The 15,500-nt window shown below is 70.4% G+C and carries 17 protein-coding genes and 1 pseudogene; 7 read left to right on the top strand and 11 right to left on the bottom strand.

Annotated features, from left to right (window positions below; translation table 11 throughout):
* Nucleotides 1-236: 236 nt before the first annotated feature.
* Both AB0Q90_RS00415 and AB0Q90_RS00410 read right to left on the bottom strand, forming a co-directional pair.
* Nucleotides 237-899 carry a response regulator transcription factor gene (locus tag AB0Q90_RS00415; RefSeq protein WP_363163841.1) on the bottom strand — a complete coding sequence of 221 codons (663 nt, stop codon included), beginning with the start codon at nt 897-899 and terminating at the stop codon, nt 237-239.
* Entirely contained in the window at nt 896-2,236 is a 1,341-nt protein-coding gene (locus AB0Q90_RS00410; RefSeq protein WP_363163840.1) for a histidine kinase, read from the bottom strand. The genes AB0Q90_RS00415 and AB0Q90_RS00410 overlap by 4 nt, the downstream gene beginning before the upstream one ends.
* Before the next feature lie 115 nt (nt 2,237-2,351).
* Between AB0Q90_RS00410 and AB0Q90_RS00405 the strand changes: the two genes are divergently transcribed.
* From AB0Q90_RS00405 to AB0Q90_RS00395, 3 genes and pseudogenes are all read left to right on the top strand, one after another.
* Nucleotides 2,352-3,521, top strand: a complete 1,170-nt coding sequence (locus AB0Q90_RS00405) for a pectin acetylesterase-family hydrolase (protein ID WP_363163839.1) — start codon at nt 2,352-2,354, stop codon at nt 3,519-3,521.
* A 144-nt stretch (nt 3,522-3,665) separates the two neighbouring features.
* Nucleotides 3,666-3,989 (top strand): annotated as a pseudogene (locus tag AB0Q90_RS00400) (dihydrofolate reductase family protein); the annotation flags it as partial.
* Between the two features lie 142 nt (nt 3,990-4,131).
* A complete protein-coding gene (locus AB0Q90_RS00395; RefSeq protein WP_363163838.1) occupies nt 4,132-4,749 on the top strand; it encodes a hypothetical protein in 618 nt (205 codons plus the stop codon).
* Nucleotides 4,750-4,799: 50 nt separating this feature from the next.
* Here the strand turns inward: AB0Q90_RS00395 and AB0Q90_RS00390 are convergent, their stop codons facing one another.
* The 7 genes from AB0Q90_RS00390 to AB0Q90_RS00360 all read right to left on the bottom strand — a co-directional run bounded on the left by AB0Q90_RS00390 (nt 4,800) and on the right by AB0Q90_RS00360 (nt 10,455).
* Entirely contained in the window at nt 4,800-5,657 is an 858-nt protein-coding gene (locus tag AB0Q90_RS00390) for a calcium-binding protein (RefSeq protein ID WP_363163837.1), read from the bottom strand.
* 179 nt (nt 5,658-5,836) lie between these two features.
* Complete coding sequence (locus AB0Q90_RS00385; RefSeq protein WP_363163836.1) at nt 5,837-6,763, bottom strand: S1 family peptidase; 927 nt, start codon at nt 6,761-6,763, stop codon at nt 5,837-5,839.
* 250 nt (nt 6,764-7,013) lie between these two features.
* Nucleotides 7,014-7,343: an antibiotic biosynthesis monooxygenase gene (locus tag AB0Q90_RS00380; RefSeq protein WP_363163835.1), complete on the bottom strand. Its 330-nt coding sequence runs from the start codon at nt 7,341-7,343 to the stop codon at nt 7,014-7,016.
* Between the two features lie 27 nt (nt 7,344-7,370).
* Nucleotides 7,371-7,673 carry a hypothetical protein gene (locus AB0Q90_RS00375; protein WP_363163834.1) on the bottom strand — a complete coding sequence of 101 codons (303 nt, stop codon included), beginning with the start codon at nt 7,671-7,673 and terminating at the stop codon, nt 7,371-7,373.
* Nucleotides 7,674-7,793: 120 nt separating this feature from the next.
* Nucleotides 7,794-8,477, bottom strand: coding sequence for a hypothetical protein (locus AB0Q90_RS00370; RefSeq protein WP_363163833.1), 684 nt, complete (start codon nt 8,475-8,477; stop codon nt 7,794-7,796).
* Nucleotides 8,478-8,616: 139 nt separating this feature from the next.
* Nucleotides 8,617-9,402: a hypothetical protein gene (locus AB0Q90_RS00365; protein ID WP_363163832.1), complete on the bottom strand. Its 786-nt coding sequence runs from the start codon at nt 9,400-9,402 to the stop codon at nt 8,617-8,619.
* 66 nt (nt 9,403-9,468) lie between these two features.
* Nucleotides 9,469-10,455, bottom strand: a complete 987-nt coding sequence (locus AB0Q90_RS00360) for a helix-turn-helix domain-containing protein (RefSeq protein WP_363163831.1) — start codon at nt 10,453-10,455, stop codon at nt 9,469-9,471.
* A gap of 331 nt (nt 10,456-10,786) precedes the next feature.
* Between AB0Q90_RS00360 and AB0Q90_RS00355 the strand changes: the two genes are divergently transcribed.
* The 4 genes from AB0Q90_RS00355 to AB0Q90_RS00340 all read left to right on the top strand — a co-directional run bounded on the left by AB0Q90_RS00355 (nt 10,787) and on the right by AB0Q90_RS00340 (nt 14,115).
* Complete coding sequence (locus AB0Q90_RS00355) at nt 10,787-11,611, top strand: alpha/beta hydrolase (protein WP_363163830.1); 825 nt, start codon at nt 10,787-10,789, stop codon at nt 11,609-11,611.
* Nucleotides 11,612-11,630: 19 nt separating this feature from the next.
* A complete protein-coding gene (locus AB0Q90_RS00350) occupies nt 11,631-12,443 on the top strand; it encodes an alpha/beta hydrolase (RefSeq protein WP_363163829.1) in 813 nt (270 codons plus the stop codon).
* A 21-nt stretch (nt 12,444-12,464) separates the two neighbouring features.
* Nucleotides 12,465-13,262 (top strand): alpha/beta hydrolase, encoded by a 798-nt coding sequence (locus AB0Q90_RS00345; protein ID WP_363163828.1) that lies wholly within the window; start codon nt 12,465-12,467, stop codon nt 13,260-13,262.
* 61 nt (nt 13,263-13,323) lie between these two features.
* Entirely contained in the window at nt 13,324-14,115 is a 792-nt protein-coding gene (locus AB0Q90_RS00340; RefSeq protein ID WP_363163827.1) for an MBL fold metallo-hydrolase, read from the top strand.
* Between the two features lie 9 nt (nt 14,116-14,124).
* Here AB0Q90_RS00340 and AB0Q90_RS00335 read toward each other — a convergent pair whose 3' ends face one another.
* Entirely contained in the window at nt 14,125-14,553 is a 429-nt protein-coding gene (locus AB0Q90_RS00335; protein WP_363163826.1) for a hypothetical protein, read from the bottom strand.
* A 63-nt stretch (nt 14,554-14,616) separates the two neighbouring features.
* Entirely contained in the window at nt 14,617-15,402 is a 786-nt protein-coding gene (locus AB0Q90_RS00330; protein WP_363163825.1) for a maleylpyruvate isomerase family mycothiol-dependent enzyme, read from the bottom strand.
* Nucleotides 15,403-15,500 lie beyond the last annotated feature (98 nt).

Below are 15,500 nucleotides of genomic sequence, written 5' to 3'. Positions count from 1 at the left end.
TTCGACGCCATGTGGCCGACCGACCACGCACGCCCTGACGGAGCTGAGCGAGGCCGAGGACGCTTCGGCGAGCCTATAAAGACAGCGGCGAAGTGAGGCCGGTACCGGCCAAGCCGCCCGGTCCGAGTGGGCCGTCGGTGCGAGCCCTTAGGAGGCCAAAGGGCGTGTGGCTCCTCGGGCACGACCAGCACACCCTCCGGTGCCGGGCGAATCTGCCGGCACCGTTGGTGTTCGGGTCACGCGCCGGCGCGGACCAGGCCGCACTCGTAGGAGAAGATCACGGCCTGCACCCGGTCCCGGAGGGCGAGCTTTGACAGGATGCGGCTGACGTGGCCCTTCACGGTCCCCTCGGTGAGGAAAAGGCGGTCGGCGATCTCGGCGTTCGAGAGGCCCCGGGCGATCAGTTCGAGCACCTCGCGTTCCCGGTCGGTGAGGACGCGCAGCTCGGCCTCGGTGCGGGGCAGCGGGTCGCCGGACGTGCCGATGTGGCGTTCGATCAGCCGCCGTGTGACCGGCGGAGCGACGATCGCGTCGCCCTTCGCCACCACGCGGATCGCGGACAGCAGGTCGGCAGCGAGGGTGTCCTTGAGCAGGAAGCCGCTGGCGCCCGCCCGCAGCGCGGAGTACACGTACTCGTCGAGATCGAAGGTGGTGAGGATCAGGATGCGCGGTCCGTCCGGGAGCGCCGCGCGGATGCGGCGGGTGGCCTCAAGACCGTCCACCTCGGGCATCCGGATGTCCATCAGCACGACGTCCGGCGTTGTTTGAACCGCCAGGTCGGTGGCCATGGCACCGTCGTCCGCCTCTGCGACGACGTCCATGTCCCCGGCGTTCTCAAGGATCATCCGCAGGCCGGCACGGAGCAGGACCTGATCGTCGACGAGCAGAACCCGGATCATGCGCTCGCTCCTCCCGGATCGAGGGGGATGCGGGCCCGAATCGCATAACCGCCGCCCGGCCCGGGGCCGGCGGCCACCTCGCCGCCCAGCAGCGCCACGCGTTCCCGCATGCCCCGCAGTCCGTTGCCGGCCTTGTCGGCTGCCGGCTCGCCGGTGCCGTTGTCGCTGACCTTGAGCCTCAGCTCGTCGTTTCCGTAGGACACCACTACCTGGACGCAGGCGCCCGGCCCGGCATGTTTCATGGTGTTGGTCAGCGCCTCTTGGACGATCCGGTACGACGAGACGTCTACACCGGTGGGCAGCGGTCGCGGCGATCCGTCGATGTGGAACTGGACCGGGGTGCCTGCCTGCCGGACCTGCTCGATGAGGCGGGGCAGCTGCGCAAGGCCCGGCACCGGCCGCGCGGAGCCGTCGATCTGCCCGGACGAGGACAGCACGTGCCGCATGTCGGCGAGCGAGGCGCGGCCGGTCGCCACGATGGTGTCCAGCGCGGCGAGAGTGTCGGCGGGCCGGTTGGCGAATGCCGCGGCGCCGCCCTGCGCCTGCATCACGATGACGGCCAGGCCGTGCGCCACCACGTCGTGCAACTCGCGGGTGATCCTGGCCCGCTCGGCGGCCACGGCCAGCGCGGCTTGCTGGTCGCGTTCGCGCTCCTGGTCGCGCGCCCTCGCCTTGAGCTCGCCGAGGTAGGCGCGGCGGCTCTGCAGGCCCCATCCGATCGCCCAGGCGACGAGCAGCAGGGAGCCGAGGACAGGGGTCCCGCCCCAGTCCGTCGGGCCGAACGCCGTGGGTTCGTCGTCGCGCGGCAGTGCGGCGTCGCCCGTTCCCGACTGCGGTGGTGGCACGGCGACTCCCGGCGGGTGTTCCTGTCCGCCGGTGCGGGGGCCTCCGTAGAGCCAGCCGTCGGCCTTGCCATCGAGGGTCACGTATGCCGACCATGCCGTCGCCACGGCCAGCGCGGCGCCGAGCAGCGCGAGTGACACCTGGCGCCGGCGCTGAGCGGCGATCGTGTACAGGGCGACCGGAACGGCCAAGTCGGCGGGCACCGGTCCTGCCGCCAGCGACATCTGTACGACGGTGGCGAGCGACGCCGCCGCGAGTGCCGGAATCGGCCACTTGCGGCGCACCGCCACGGCGGCGACGCAGACCCCGATCAAGGCCCACTTGGCCAACGGCTCCTGTAGCCACAGCACGTTGGTGAACCAACCGCTGCTCACCTCGGTCGCGGCGGTACCAGTCCACGCCCACGTGCCCGCCAGCAGCAGAGCGGCGAGGACGGCATCCTGGACGCTCGATCTGCGTAAGGCGTGCCCCAGTGCCGCCACGTAAATTTTCATGCCAGGCAGCACACTAAGCCTCGGTGCCGCCGTCCAGTATCCGTCGAAGGTCAGGGTTGAGAACATGACCACAGGCAGGTGCGCGGTCAATCCGGCACCGCGCAGCCTCTGACGCATGACGAACACCTCTCGTGGCGCGGGCGGCCGCCCGCGCCGCCACCGTGTGCTGAGAACACCACTTCTTCTGCTGGCCGTTCTGGCCATCGTGCTGGTCGGCGGGGGTGTTGCACTCTGGCTCAACGTCGGACGTGACACGCCCTACGCTGACGCCGCGTGGGAAGAGGTCGTGCCTGGAGGCGACTGCCACTGTGCCGACGGGAGCGAGTTCACCTTCTGGGACCGGCGGACCGATCCGACCAAGGTCGTGCTGTTTCTGAACGGCGGCGGCGTCTGCTGGGACGCGGCCAGCTGTGCCTTCACCAGCGACGGCCCTCCCGGCGAGAGCGACCTCTACGGCTGGAACCTGCAGTCCGACGGTCCGGGAAACAACTTCGATGAGGACGGGATCTTCGACTTCTCCAATGACGACAACCCGTTCGCCGACTACTCGTTCCTCTACGTGGCCTCCTGCACGGGCGACGCGCAGCTCGGCAACGTTTCCCAGAAGTACTCGGACACGTTGACCGTCGAACACAACGGCTACGTCAACGGCACCGCCGCCCTGGACCACCTCGCCAAGACCTACCCGGACGCCACCCAGGTCGTCGTCATCGGCAAAACCGCCGGGTCGATTGCCGCCCCCATCTACGGCGGACTGGTCGCCGACCGGCTCCCGGACGCCCAGGTCACAGTGTTCGGCGGCCAGTCCGGCGCCTGGCCCGACAACCCCGACTTCAACACCGCCGTCCTCGACGCAGCATGGGGCGCCTACGACACCATGCCCGACTGGGCCGTCCAAGGACTCACCGACCGCCAATGGGGCGTCCCCAGGTTCTGGACCCAAGCCGGCCTGCACAACCCCGACCTCGTGTTGTCCCGATTCGACTACGCCTACGACCCGCACGCCGCCGTCGAGATCACCGGATGGGAACACGGCGACTCACCGAGCATCGACCCCGTGCCGGGCTTCGACGAGCTGGCCGTCATCGACACCAACGAAAAGGCCATCGAAGCCGCCGGAGCGAACCTGCACAGCTACACCGCACCCGGTGAAGGCCACGGACTCTTCGAGCACGATGACTTCTACCAGATCAAGGTCAACGGCACCCGGCTGGTCGACTGGCTCGACATGCTGGTCACCGACGACCCACCCGACGACGTCCATTGCACCAAGTGCGATCCGTAGAACCGGTCCTCGACAAACGACTATCGATCGCGGCGCAACGGGCGGTGTGTGAGCACGCGTTCGCGCACTTGAAGAACTGGCGCGTGCCGACCAAACTGCGCCTCGACGTGAAGTGGGCCACCCGGCGGTCAGGATGAACACAACTCAGTGGTGTCGACGACGCTGGAAGGCCCCCTCGACCGGCCGGACGCGACCATTGTGAGCGGCGACGCCGTCGAGGTCGTCGCCCGGCTCAAGGAGGAGTCCGAGGTGCCGTTGCGCTCGCACGGCAGCCTGTTGATGAACCGGGCGCTGATGGCCGCCGGCCTCGTCGACCGCGTGCAGGTGACGCTCTTTCCCGTCATCACCGGTCGGACCGGGCTGGATCCGATCTTCCGGGGCGCGGCCGACTTCGACCTGGAGCTGGTCGAGAGCCGGACGCTCGACGGCCGCATCCAAGAGCTGATCTACCGGCCGACGCTGCACTGATCGGTAGGCATGACCGCTCGACCGGGCGGAGTGCCGGGCCTGCACGCGCGTGGGGGATGTGAACCGAGGGCCGGTTGCGGCCGTGTTCCTGAACACCCGACAGGCCGGTACCGAAGAGACCGACGAAAGGAGCGGTGCTCCCGTGCCCACTGATCACGCTTGCCGCGCAGCCGCTGAGCAGGCCGCGCGCTGCCTCGCCCCCGTGCGCTCGGTGCTGGTGCCCGACGACCGCATGGAGTCGTCCCCCGCCGAGGTCATGCCCGTCGTCCTGCGCAACTACCTGGGCGCGAACGCCCGGCCGCCCGCTGAGCGGACACCGGGCGCCGCGAGTCCGGCGCGGGTGGGCGTCGCGACGGGCGCGGCCGCCCTGCAGAGCTGCCTGGACGGCCTGTGCGCGGAGATGACCGGCGCCCTGACCGCCTGGCACGCGGAGCTCGGCCGCCACCTGCACACGTTGCTGACCGACCCGCGCGCGACCGGGCGGCGCGGCGATGCCTGGCAGCCCCTCGCGGATCTGCAGCTGCGTGCCCAGGAGGCCCTGACCACCGTGGCCGACCGCGGCAGGCATGGTGCGGCAGGACCGCGCCTGCTCGTCGCCCGGTTCGCCTTGCTGGAGGACGCCGTCTGCGGCGCGCTGCGGCGCATCACCGTACCGGCCGACACGGCCGCCGCCTGCGCGATCGGGCTGACCACCGCGGCCGGCTCACTGTTCGGACTCGCCCCGGCCCAGGAGACCGGCGCGGCCGACCGACAGCTGTGACCACGAGGGCAGCGCCGGAGCCGGGCGGAGGCCTCCCGGAGCCTGCCGGATCAGGGGCGTACGTCGACGTAGTCGCCGGCGGCCTTGGCCGGGCCAGTGGTGGCGGTGCCGGTGAAGTTCCAGCGCCAGTAGCCGTCCTGGACCGCCTTGACCGTGGCGCGCAGGGAACCGGTGCTGTTGGTGTTCACGGTGGCCACCGTGGTGTAGGAGCTGCTGTCCTTCGGACGGAACTGGAGTTTCACGGCCTGGCCCACGTATCCCGCGTACCGGTATGTGTCCCAGTTGGCCCGCACCAGCTTGCCGGTGACGGTGATGGGAGCGCCCTTGGCCACCGGCTCCGGTGCGGCGTTGACCGTCAGCCGCGCGGCCCGCTTGAGGCCGAACGACCCCGCGCCGGGGGCAAATACAGAACCGCCGTCACTGGCGTCGACCAAGGCGTCGACCGACCACGTTCCCGCGTTGGCATTGGCCAGATCCACCGGATCGTCGCTGCCCGGGGCCGGATGGGCGTTGACGGTGAACACCGTCGTGCAGGCCGTCGGGGTCTCGCAGAACGCGTCGGTGGTGTAGAAGCCGCCGTGCGGCCCCTTCAGATCCACATCGACGAACGACAGGCCGGAGTCGTCCGAGCCGGTGACCGTGACCGGGAACACCACGTTGCGCGTGATGCCCACGATGACGTCATGTCCGGAGTTGACGGTGGCCCCGCTGACCACCGGATCACTGGGCGTGGCACCGGCCGGGGAGCCGACCCCTGCCAGCAGGACGGCGACGGCCCCCACCATGACACCGCGGCTCGCCGCGCGCCCGACGGGCTTGCGCTGCAGGGCAGTTGCGCTCGCGGCGGGCGGGGCGGTGTCGCGCCCACCGCTCGGTCTCTCGTCGGGTGATGCGGCGAAGCGGCTCATGATTCCTCCCAGGGATGACCCGCCCCACTGCCAACCACCGCACACACGACGGAAGTTGGTGGCGAACGCGGGAGACCGATGCGGCTCACTCCCTACGACCGCCGAGCTTGCCCGATCGTTGCCCCACCCGGCACAGGAAAATCGACCGCCGCCCCGCCTGCCCCGCGAGCTCGTCCGCCTCAGTAGACGGACAAGCCATGGACGGCGAGGACCTCCTGGATGGGCTGGTAGTAAGTCGTTCCGCCGGTGGTGCAGTTGCCGGATCCGCCGGAGAGGATGCCGATGACCTTGTCGCCCGCGTAGAGCGGGCCGCCGCTGTCGCCGGGTTCGGCGCAGATGTTGGTCTGGATGAGCCCGTAGACGATCTCTCCGCCGCCGTAGTTGACGGTTGCGTTCAGCGCGGTGACCCTGCCGCAGCGGACACCCGTGGTCGCGCCCCGGCGGCAGACGCTCTGGCCGACGTAGGCGGTCGCGGTGCCGGTGACGTCGACGCCTCCGATGGTGCCGGGGCGCGGCACGGCCGTATTGGCGTAGCGGACGACACCGAAGTCGTCGCCCGGGAAACTGCTGCTGGTGGTGGGGCCGATCGCGGTGGTCTGGGCGGAACTGGTGTACCAGGTGGACCCGGCGTCCGTGCAGTGGCCGGCAGTGATGAAGTAGTACGTGGTTCCGCTGTGCACGTTGACCCCCGCCGAGCAGCGCAGGCCGGCGGCGTAGACCGCGTCGCCGCCGGAGAGGAGCGTGCGGAGCCGGCCGTCCTGCCGTTCGACGGTCATACCGCCGGCGGAACGCGCGGCGACCCGCCGGAGCCGGGCGAGATCGGTGTCCGTGACCGTGGAGTCGGCGTGGACCCGCAGGGTGCCCGTGTGCCGGTCCATGGCCCACGCCGTCCCGGCGATCCCGAGAGCCTCGACGGCCGAGGCGGCACGTGACGGAGCGAATGGTGCGGCCTCAGTCGCCCCTGTCGTCCCTGCCGACACGTCGTCGGCCGCGGGTGCGGCGGCCGCGCCCGTTCCGGACGCGGCGAGGACGGCCACGACGAACAGGCTCAGCAGGCAGCGGGTCGGCCGGAAACGTCCTCCCACGGTGGTACGGCGTGCTCTCATCGCCCACAACTCCCCGAAGACCGTCGATGGTTGGCCAGGTGCCGGGCTCTGGTGCGGTGGTACCGGTGTGATGCGACGTTTCATGCGGCACGTGCGTGCCGACTGCTGGAAACGGGCGGCGCCCATTGTGCCGGGTCGCCGCGGGTGGGGGTAGGTCGGCTTCAGGCCGCGCGCTGCGGAGCGCGCCGGACGCCCCCTCACCGTCGTACGCCCCTGTGGGCCTACGACGGTGAGGGGTACACGCTGGTCGCTAGTCGACCTTGGGCGCTGCCTGCTGCACTACGTCGAAGGACCACAGGGTGGACCCGCTGGCCGCCGGCCGCGGGCGCTCGCCGCCCTCCGCGCCACCGCCCTGGTGGGCCGACTTCATCGGACCCTCCATCCACGCCTGGAAGGACTCCTCGTCGCGCCAGCGCGTGTAGACGAGGTAGTCGTCAGTGCCCTCGACGGGCCGGAGGAGTTCGAACCACTCGAATCCGTCGGAGCTCTCCACGGCGTGCGCGCGGGAGGCGAAGCGCTTCTCCAGCGTCTCGCGCTGTTCGGCGGGGACGGTCAGTACGTTGATCTTCACGATGCTCATGCTGCAATCCTGCCGCACGGGCTGGGGCTACGAGGCGGCGCCGCTCGCAGCGGGCCCGATCAAGCGCCTGTGAAGGGGGGAGAAGTGGAAGTCCGGCTCGTCGGTGAACCCGAGGTCCTTGAACGCTGGGACGAGCCGCTCGGCCAGGAAGCGTTCCCACTGTTCCTCGGTTTCCCAGACATCGGTCACATGCAGCCCGTCACCCTCGAACCACGCGGCATGCAGGACGAGACCCTCGGGCGTCTGCTCCTCCCAGCGCACCCGGTCCCGTACGGCGTTGTACTGCTCGGGTGTGCGACCGTTCCAGCGCAGGGACATCACAACAGCCATGGGATCCTCGCAGGCATCTCGGGGGCCTCTCTTGAGGCGACGCTAAGCGGGCCACGGCGACGCAGCATCATGGGAGGGCCATCCGTGACGGAGGGCCTCGCTGCGGCAGGCCACGGATGCTCACACCTCTTCGGCGAGCAGCTCGCCCAGCTGCTCGCCGGCTCCCCAGCGCCGGAGCGCGGTCCCGTCGAGCAGACTGGTCCTGCCGTCCCGGCGCGCCCACCGGACGTCGCGGGCGGCGAAGGTGCCCCGGTGCACCACCAGGTGGAGGACCTCTTCGTCCGGCTTCCCGCGGCGCGCGTGCGGATGGGGATGCGGCGGGTCCTCGTCGGGCAGGGGCTCGGCCACCGGCCGGAAGGACACGTCCAGAAGGCGGCCGTCGGTGTTGCGCGCGCACACCCGTGGCCGGTCGGGCGCGGGTATCAGCCGTACCCGCCACCCGTCCCGGCGCAGCATCCGGGCGACGGCCAGCGCGAGGCCCTGGGTGTCGAGTTCGAGAAGGTCCTCCGGCGTGTAGTACCCGGTGCGCCGACGAGCGCCCGGGCGCCGACGGCGCGCCCAGAGTGTGACGGTGCAGGCGGTGACCAGGACGCCGGCGAGCGGCACCGCGATCCCCGCGGCACGGTATCCCCAGGCGAGCAGCGCGACGACCGAGCACACCCCCGCCACCGCCACGGCGAGCGCCGGCAGCACGTCGCGGAACCTGGGCCCGTAGAGCCCGCGGGCGCGCAGCAGGCGCACGGCCCGGCGCCGCTGCGCGCGTCGCGACTCGAAGGGGCCGGACGTCCACGACAGGCGCGCCACAGTGTCAGCCCCCCAACGCCGCCCCGATGCCACCCGTGAGGTACATACCCGCTGCGCGGTCAACTACCGTGCAAATGGCGGGAATTCGGCCCCGCGCCACGGCGTGCGGAAGTGCGCGGGGGCGTGCGCCAGCGTCGGCTCAGCGGAGCTTGGTGGGGTCGAGGACCTGGTCGGGCGGGGGCGGGGTGGTGTCGACGGGCTTGCCGTGGTCGGTGATGGTGACGTCGATGGGCTCGTTGCCGCCCGTGACCGAGATCCTCAGGGCGTAGGGCTTGCCCTTCTTGGCGACGTAGACGGTTGTCGTCTCGGTGGGGGTTCTTTCCGCCAGCACGGCGACCGGGCGGCCGTTCACGGTGGTGTCGGCTTCACGTGTGGGGTTGCTGTCGGACACGAGGCTCAGTGTCTCGATCTGGGCGTCGAATCCCTCGCACATGCGGCCCAATACCTGCGACATCATCTTGGGGGGCTTGACCCAGCGGCCCGTGAAGAGCGTCACCATCTCCTCGGTCTGTTCGGCCGTCATCCCACGGCTGAAGGAAGCCCGCCAGAAGTCCTCCTCGGCTTTGACGTGGACGAGGGGTCCCTTCCTGATGATGTGCATGGTGCCCATGGAGTCGGCGTCGATCGTGCCGTTGCAGGAGCCGTGGATGTCCATGGCCAGGTCGACGTCCATCTGCCGACCGTCGCTGTTGAACCTGCCGGTCCAACGCATGCTCGTGGCGTCCTTCAAGGCCTGCCGCGCCTGGTTGTCGATCTGCTGCGGCGTCATGGTGTCGAAGGGATGCTTCGGCTCCGTCGTGCTCTCGGTGGCCGGCGCGGTGTCCTTCGCGCCGGTGCCGGCACCGCCCGGGCCGCAGCCGGTGATGATGGCCGTAGTGGCGCACAGCAGCGCGGTGGTGGCGCGGATGCCGATGTGGTGCTTCACGTGCGGGTGTCCTCCCCTGTTTGAACCCGCTGACTGTATGCGGTCAAGACAGGGGCGGGGGCCCAATTACGTACCGTCCGGGCGGAGGGACAGGCCCTGTTGGGAGTCTCGCCGCCATTGGCCGGGGGTGGTGCCGAAGGCTTCGCGGAAGCGGCGGGAGAAGTGGGCGGGATGGGTGAAGCCCCAGGAGCGGGCCACGGCTTCGATGGTGCGGTGGGCCTGCTCGGGTGCGGCCAGGTCGTTGCGGGCGCCTTCGAGCCGGCGGCGGATGATCCACTTTTCGAGGCTCAGTCCGCCTTCCTCGCACAGCCGGTAGAGGGTGCGCACGGAGATGCCGTGCACCCGGGCCACACGCTGGGGCGTGAGGTCCGGTTCGGTGAGATGTGCGTGGAGGTAGGCCAGGATGCGGGCGAGGAGCGTCTCCTGGGCCACCTCCCGGCGCGTGTGGTCGTCACCCGCGACGGACACGATCAGAGCGCGGGTGAGCTGCACCGTGGCGGAGGCAAGGGCTTCCGCCTCGGGTCTGCCGCTGAACCGGTCCACATGCCGGCGCAGGCCGCGGATGTGCTGCAGCAACAGGGATTCGATGGGGGCGTACTGCAGCAGCGGGATCGCGGCGCGCACCGTGTCGACGGGCAGCGCGAGGTGGGCGAGGTCGACCGAGAAGGCCAAGGAGCGGCCGATGCCCGACCATGCGTACTCGTGTGAGGTGACCATGTGGGGCGTGAGCCCGATGCCCTGCGCTCCCAGATGCCGCTGGTACCCGTCGCAGCCGAAGGCGCCCGTGCCGTACCCGTCGGCCTGAGCCATGATCGAGACGCTGTCCACGAGGTTGCGGTGCGTCTTCCGGGAGGAGCGCGCGAAGCGGACGCTCGTACCGCGTGTGTCGAACAGAGTGAGGGGGCCGATGTGCCAGACCTCCAGCCTCTTCCACATGCCGGCCGCGGGCTCGATCTCCTGGACGGTGTCGATTCCGCCTTCCCGGACGACGGCGTTGCGAAGGGCCTCGTAGCGGTCGGCGACGGGAAGGTCGTTGGTGTCGAGAACCAGCACGGCGCCTCCCGGACTGTGGCGGCGGACCGGTCGCCGCTGCTGCCCTGAGGAGCAGTTTCCGCCACGTCGACCATGGCCGACAAATGTGTGTGTACCGGTCATCTGACTCGGTGACTCCGGTACACCTCTGCCGCGCGGGCTGCCCGCGCACCTCATGGCACGCAGAGTCCAGGTCCTGGCACGCACGGTAAAGCCGGTGGTCGGCGCCCGTGCCATGCTCGCCTTCACCGGTGCTTCACAACACCTGGTCAGGGCGAGGGGTGTTGCGTGTGTGCCCGGCAGAACGCGTCCCACGGATCTCCGAACATCCTCAGCAACCGGGGGTACTCCCATGCCATTTGTCACCGCAGCCGACGGAACGCAGATCTACTACAAGGACTGGGGCCACGGCCGCCCGGTCGTGCTGAGCCACGGCTGGCCCCTGAACGCCGACAGCTGGGAAGCGCAGCAACTGTTCCTGGCCTCGAACGGATTCCGGGCGATCGCGCACGACCGCCGCGGACACGGCCGCTCCGAGCAGACGTGGAACGGCAACGAGATGGACACCTACGCCGACGATCTGGCCGCTCTCCTCGACACCCTCGACCTGCGTGAGGTCACGCTGGTCGGGTTCTCGACGGGCGGCGGCGAGGTCGCCCGCTACATCGGCCGGCACGGCACCGCCCGCATCGCTCAGGTCGTCCTGGTCTCCGCCGTACCGCCCCTCATGCTGCGGACCGACGACAACCCGGGCGGGGTGCCGATCGAGGTGTTCGACGGGATCCGGGCCGGCTCGCTGGCCGACCGGTCGCAGCTGTACCGCGACCTGGCCGACGGGCCGTTCTTCGGCCACAACCGGCCCGGTGTCGACATCTCCCAGGGCATCCGCGACGCGTTCTGGCGCCAGAGTCTGCAGGCCGGACACCGCAACGCCTACGAAAGCATCGCAGCCTTCTCGGCCACCGACTTCCGCCCGGACCTGGACGCCATTGACGTGCCCGCGCTCGTCATCCACGGCGACGACGACCAGGTCGTGCCGTTCGAGGTGGGCGGCAAGGCATCCGCGGCCCGCATCAAGAACGCCACGCTCAAGGTCTACCCGGGCGCCCCGCACGGCATCACGGACACGCACAAGGAGCAACTCGGCGCGGACCTGCTCGACTTCCTCAACTCCTGACCCCGAAAGGAACCATACGATGACTCCCGAAGGCCACCCCCGCCGCAGAGTGCTCGGCGGGCTGCTCGCGGCGGGCGGCGCACTCACGCTCGGCGCCACCGCGACGACGCCCGCCTCGGCCACCGGCGCCAAGCCCACTGTCGTACTCGTCCACGGGGTCTTCGCCGACGCCTCGGGCTGGAACGCCGTCACCGCCCGGCTGCTGAAGGCCGGCTACCCGGTCATCGCCCCGGCCAACCCGCTGCGCGACCTGGCGGGCGACTCGACATACGTCTCCAGCATCCTCGACACCATCACCGGCCCGGTCATCCTCGTCGGCCACTCCTACGGCGGCGAGGTCATCACCAACGCCGCGCGCGGACATGCGGCCGTCAAGGCCCTCGTCTACGTCGCGGCCTTCGCGCCCGACGAGGGGGAGAACGCGCTGCAGCTGGCCGGGAAGTTCCCCGGCAGCATGCTGGAGCCGGCGCTCGTGCTGCGTCCGCTGCCCGGCGGAACCGATGCCGACGGCTACATCGACCCGGCGAAGTTCCACGACGTCTTCGCCCAGGACCTGCCCCACGCCACCACGCAGGTGATGGCGGTCTCCCAGCGCCCCGGCAGCATCGGCGGGCTGTCCGGCTCCAGTGGCGTACCGGCGTGGAAGAGTGTGCCGTCCTGGTACGTCGTCGCCGGCGCCGACCATGTCATCCCGCCCGCCCTGCAGCGGTTCATGGCCCAACGCGCCCAAAGCCGGACCGTCGAGGCCAAGGGCGCCTCACACGTCGTGATGATGTCCCGGCCGGACACCGTGGTGCAGCAGATCGAGGCCGCGTACCGCGCCACCCGCTGACGTCCTTGTGAGGGAGCAGTCATGAGTACTCCGGACACCGTCGTCCTCATCCACGGCTTCTGGGTGACACCCCGCAGCTGGGAACACTGGATCGAGCACTACAAGAAGCGCGGCTACCGCGTCATCGCTCCGGCCTACCCCGGCTTCGAGGTGGAGGTCGAGGCCCTCAACGCCGACACCACCCCCATCGAGAAGGTCACCGTCGACCAGATCGTCGAAAGCCTGGAGACCCTGGTCCGCAGCCTGGACAAGCCACCCGTCCTGATCGGCCACTCCGCCGGCGGCGTGTTCGTCCAGCTGCTGCTCGACCGCGGCCACGGAGCCGCCGGCGTGGCCATCAACTCCGCACCCACCGAAGGCGTCGCGGTCGTACCCCTGACACAGATCAGGTCGGCCTTCCCCGTACTGAAGAACCCGGCCAACCGGCATCGAGCGGTCGCGCTCACCGCCGAGCAGTGGCACTACGCCTTCACCAACACCTTCTCCGAGGAGGAGTCGAAGGAACTGTACGAGCGGTACGCCGTCCCCGCCTCCGGCAGCATCTTCTGGGACAGCGCCCTGGCCACCCTGCGCCCCGGCCACCAGAGCACCTACGTCGACTACCGCAACGACGCCCGTGCGCCGCTGCTGTTCATCTCCGGCGAGAAGGACCACCTGATGCCGCCGAGGGTGCAACAGTCCAACGCCCGGCACTACAAGTCGAACACGGTGACCGAGATCAGGGAGTTCCCGGGAATGCCGCATCTGCTGCCCGCCGCGCCCGGCTGGGAGGAGGTCGCCGACCACGCCCTCGACTGGGCCGTCGCGCACGCCCGATAGCCGGCACGTACGCCCGGGGCGCCACCACCGGCCGCCCCGGGCAGGGGAGAGGAACCCGCGCATGACCGAGGCCCGCATCACCCACATCGGCGGACCGACCACCCTGATCGAGGTGGCCGGATGGCGCCTGCTGACGGACCCGACCTTCGACCCGCCCGGTCGCCGCTACTCCTTCGGCTGGGGCACCTCCTCGCGCAAGACCTCGGGCCCGGCCACCAAGCCCACCGAACTCCCGCCCCTGGACGCGGTGCTGCTGACCCACGACCACCACGCCGACAACCTGGACACCGCCGGACGCGCCCTGCTCCCCGCGGCTCGGACCGTTCTGACCACACCGTCCGGGGCACGCCGCCTGCGCGGCAACTCCCACGGCCTCGCACCCTGGCAGACCTGGCGCCTGGAATCCCCCGGCCGGCCCACGATCGAGGTCACCGCCACCCCCGCGCGCCACGGCCCGCCGCTGTCCCGTTTCTTGGTCGGCGACGTGACCGGCTTCGCCCTGCGCTGGGAGGGCCAGCAGCACGGCGCACTGTGGATCTCCGGGGACACGGTCCTCCACGGCGGTGTACGCGAGGTCGCCCACCGCCTCGACGTGGGTACCGCGCTGCTGCACCTGGGCGGTGTCCGCTTCCCCGTGACCGGCCCGGTCCGCTACACGATGACGGCAGCCAGGGCAGTGGAACTGTGCCGGCTCCTGCGCCCGCACACCGTACTGCCCACCCACTACGAGGGATGGTCACACTTCCACGAAGGCCGGCGCGCCATCGAGGCGGAGCTGGCGAAAGCGCCCGACCACATCCGGGCGCTGTTCCACTGGTTGCCCGTCGACTCCGCGCTGGAACTCACCGTCTGATCCACCGCGTCAGTCCGGCAGGCCGACGAGCCGGGCGCTGTCGCTCCACAGCGCCTGGGCCAGATCGTCTCTGCGCGCCAGTTGCGAGGGCTGCACCCAACGGAGCCGCCCTCGCCGCAGGGCGGCGTAGGTGTGTCCTTTCGGGGGCGTCACGCGGCCGAGAGCCAGGTCGGCCAAGGCGGTGCCGGCGGCGGTGCGGGTGTTGAGGGTGGGACGGACGATGCCGGCGTTGAGCACGAGCGCGTCGACGGCAGTCACGCCCGGGCCTTCGCCGATGCGCGCCGCAAAGGCACGCACCGAGTCGAGTTCCCCCAGATCGAGCTGGAGCGACTCACCGGCAGAGATCGGCCGACGTGCACCACTGATCAGCCGGACACTGCCCGACCGCATCAGCCGCTCCGCGGCAATCGCTCCGAATCCCGACGTGCCGCCGGTCATCACGATCGTGGAATGGTGTCCCCCGATTCATCGACGACGAGTCGAGCGCTTGGTGGAGCGGTCCTATTCTTCCGGTTCCCAGGCGCGCAGCAGGTCAAGCAGCCCTGCGTCCCCGTCGACCTGCATGGAGTCCGCCGGGATGCGGTCGTAGAGGTACAGGACCAGCTCACTGGCCGTGCCCCGGACAGAGACGCCCGCCGTGTCCGGGCCCTCGCCGGTGACGGGCAGCGGGGTGGAACGTGCTCCGGCACCGTCGACCGTGAGGCGCCAGGAGTGGCCCTCGGTGGCGTGGAAGTCGAAGGCCGTGGGCTTGTGCGGCCAAGCGGCAGTTGTTGCGCAGCAGGTGGTCAGGAACTCGTCGACACCGTCGAGGGCCACCTCGTCCGGCAGCGGCTGCGGGGCGCCCAGGGCGACTTGAACATCGTAGGTGTGCACCGCGGGTTCCTGGACCCGGTGCCGGGCAACGCCACCGGAGTTCTGCGGCGACTGCGACGCACCCCACCACGTCCAGCAACCGCGATCCGGGCCCGCCGCCCGCAGCGCGCTGAGCAGCGATTGCGTCGATGCGTCCAACCAGGCCACCAGAGCCTGGCGTTCCCGCGGCGGGGCCAGGGCGGCGCGCTCCGCAGCGGCCTCGGCCGGGGGAGCGTCGGCGGGGCCCGCGCCGACGATGGCGGCCCAGAAGCGGTCCCCTCCGCCCAGGTGTCGTGCCAGATCGAACAGCGTCCACTCGGGGCAGGTCGGCACCTGCACGTCGAGGCTGGGCGCGGAGGCGACCGTGGCGCGGAAGGCGGTCGATCGTTCGTCGATCAGCCGCAATAGTTCGGGGAACTTCGGAGTCTCTCGCACTTCGGCTGTCTATCACTGAGTTCCTGCGGCTGGACAGCGAATTTTCGCAGCGGCGGAAAGCGGGTATCCGCCCCCGGAGTTGATGCGCGTCGCCCTGA

Origin of the sequence: Streptomyces sp. NPDC079141, from assembly GCF_040686775.1 — a bacterium.
Lineage (GTDB): Bacteria > Actinomycetota > Actinomycetes > Streptomycetales > Streptomycetaceae > Streptomyces.
This window is presented reverse-complemented; position numbering and strand designations above follow the sequence as displayed.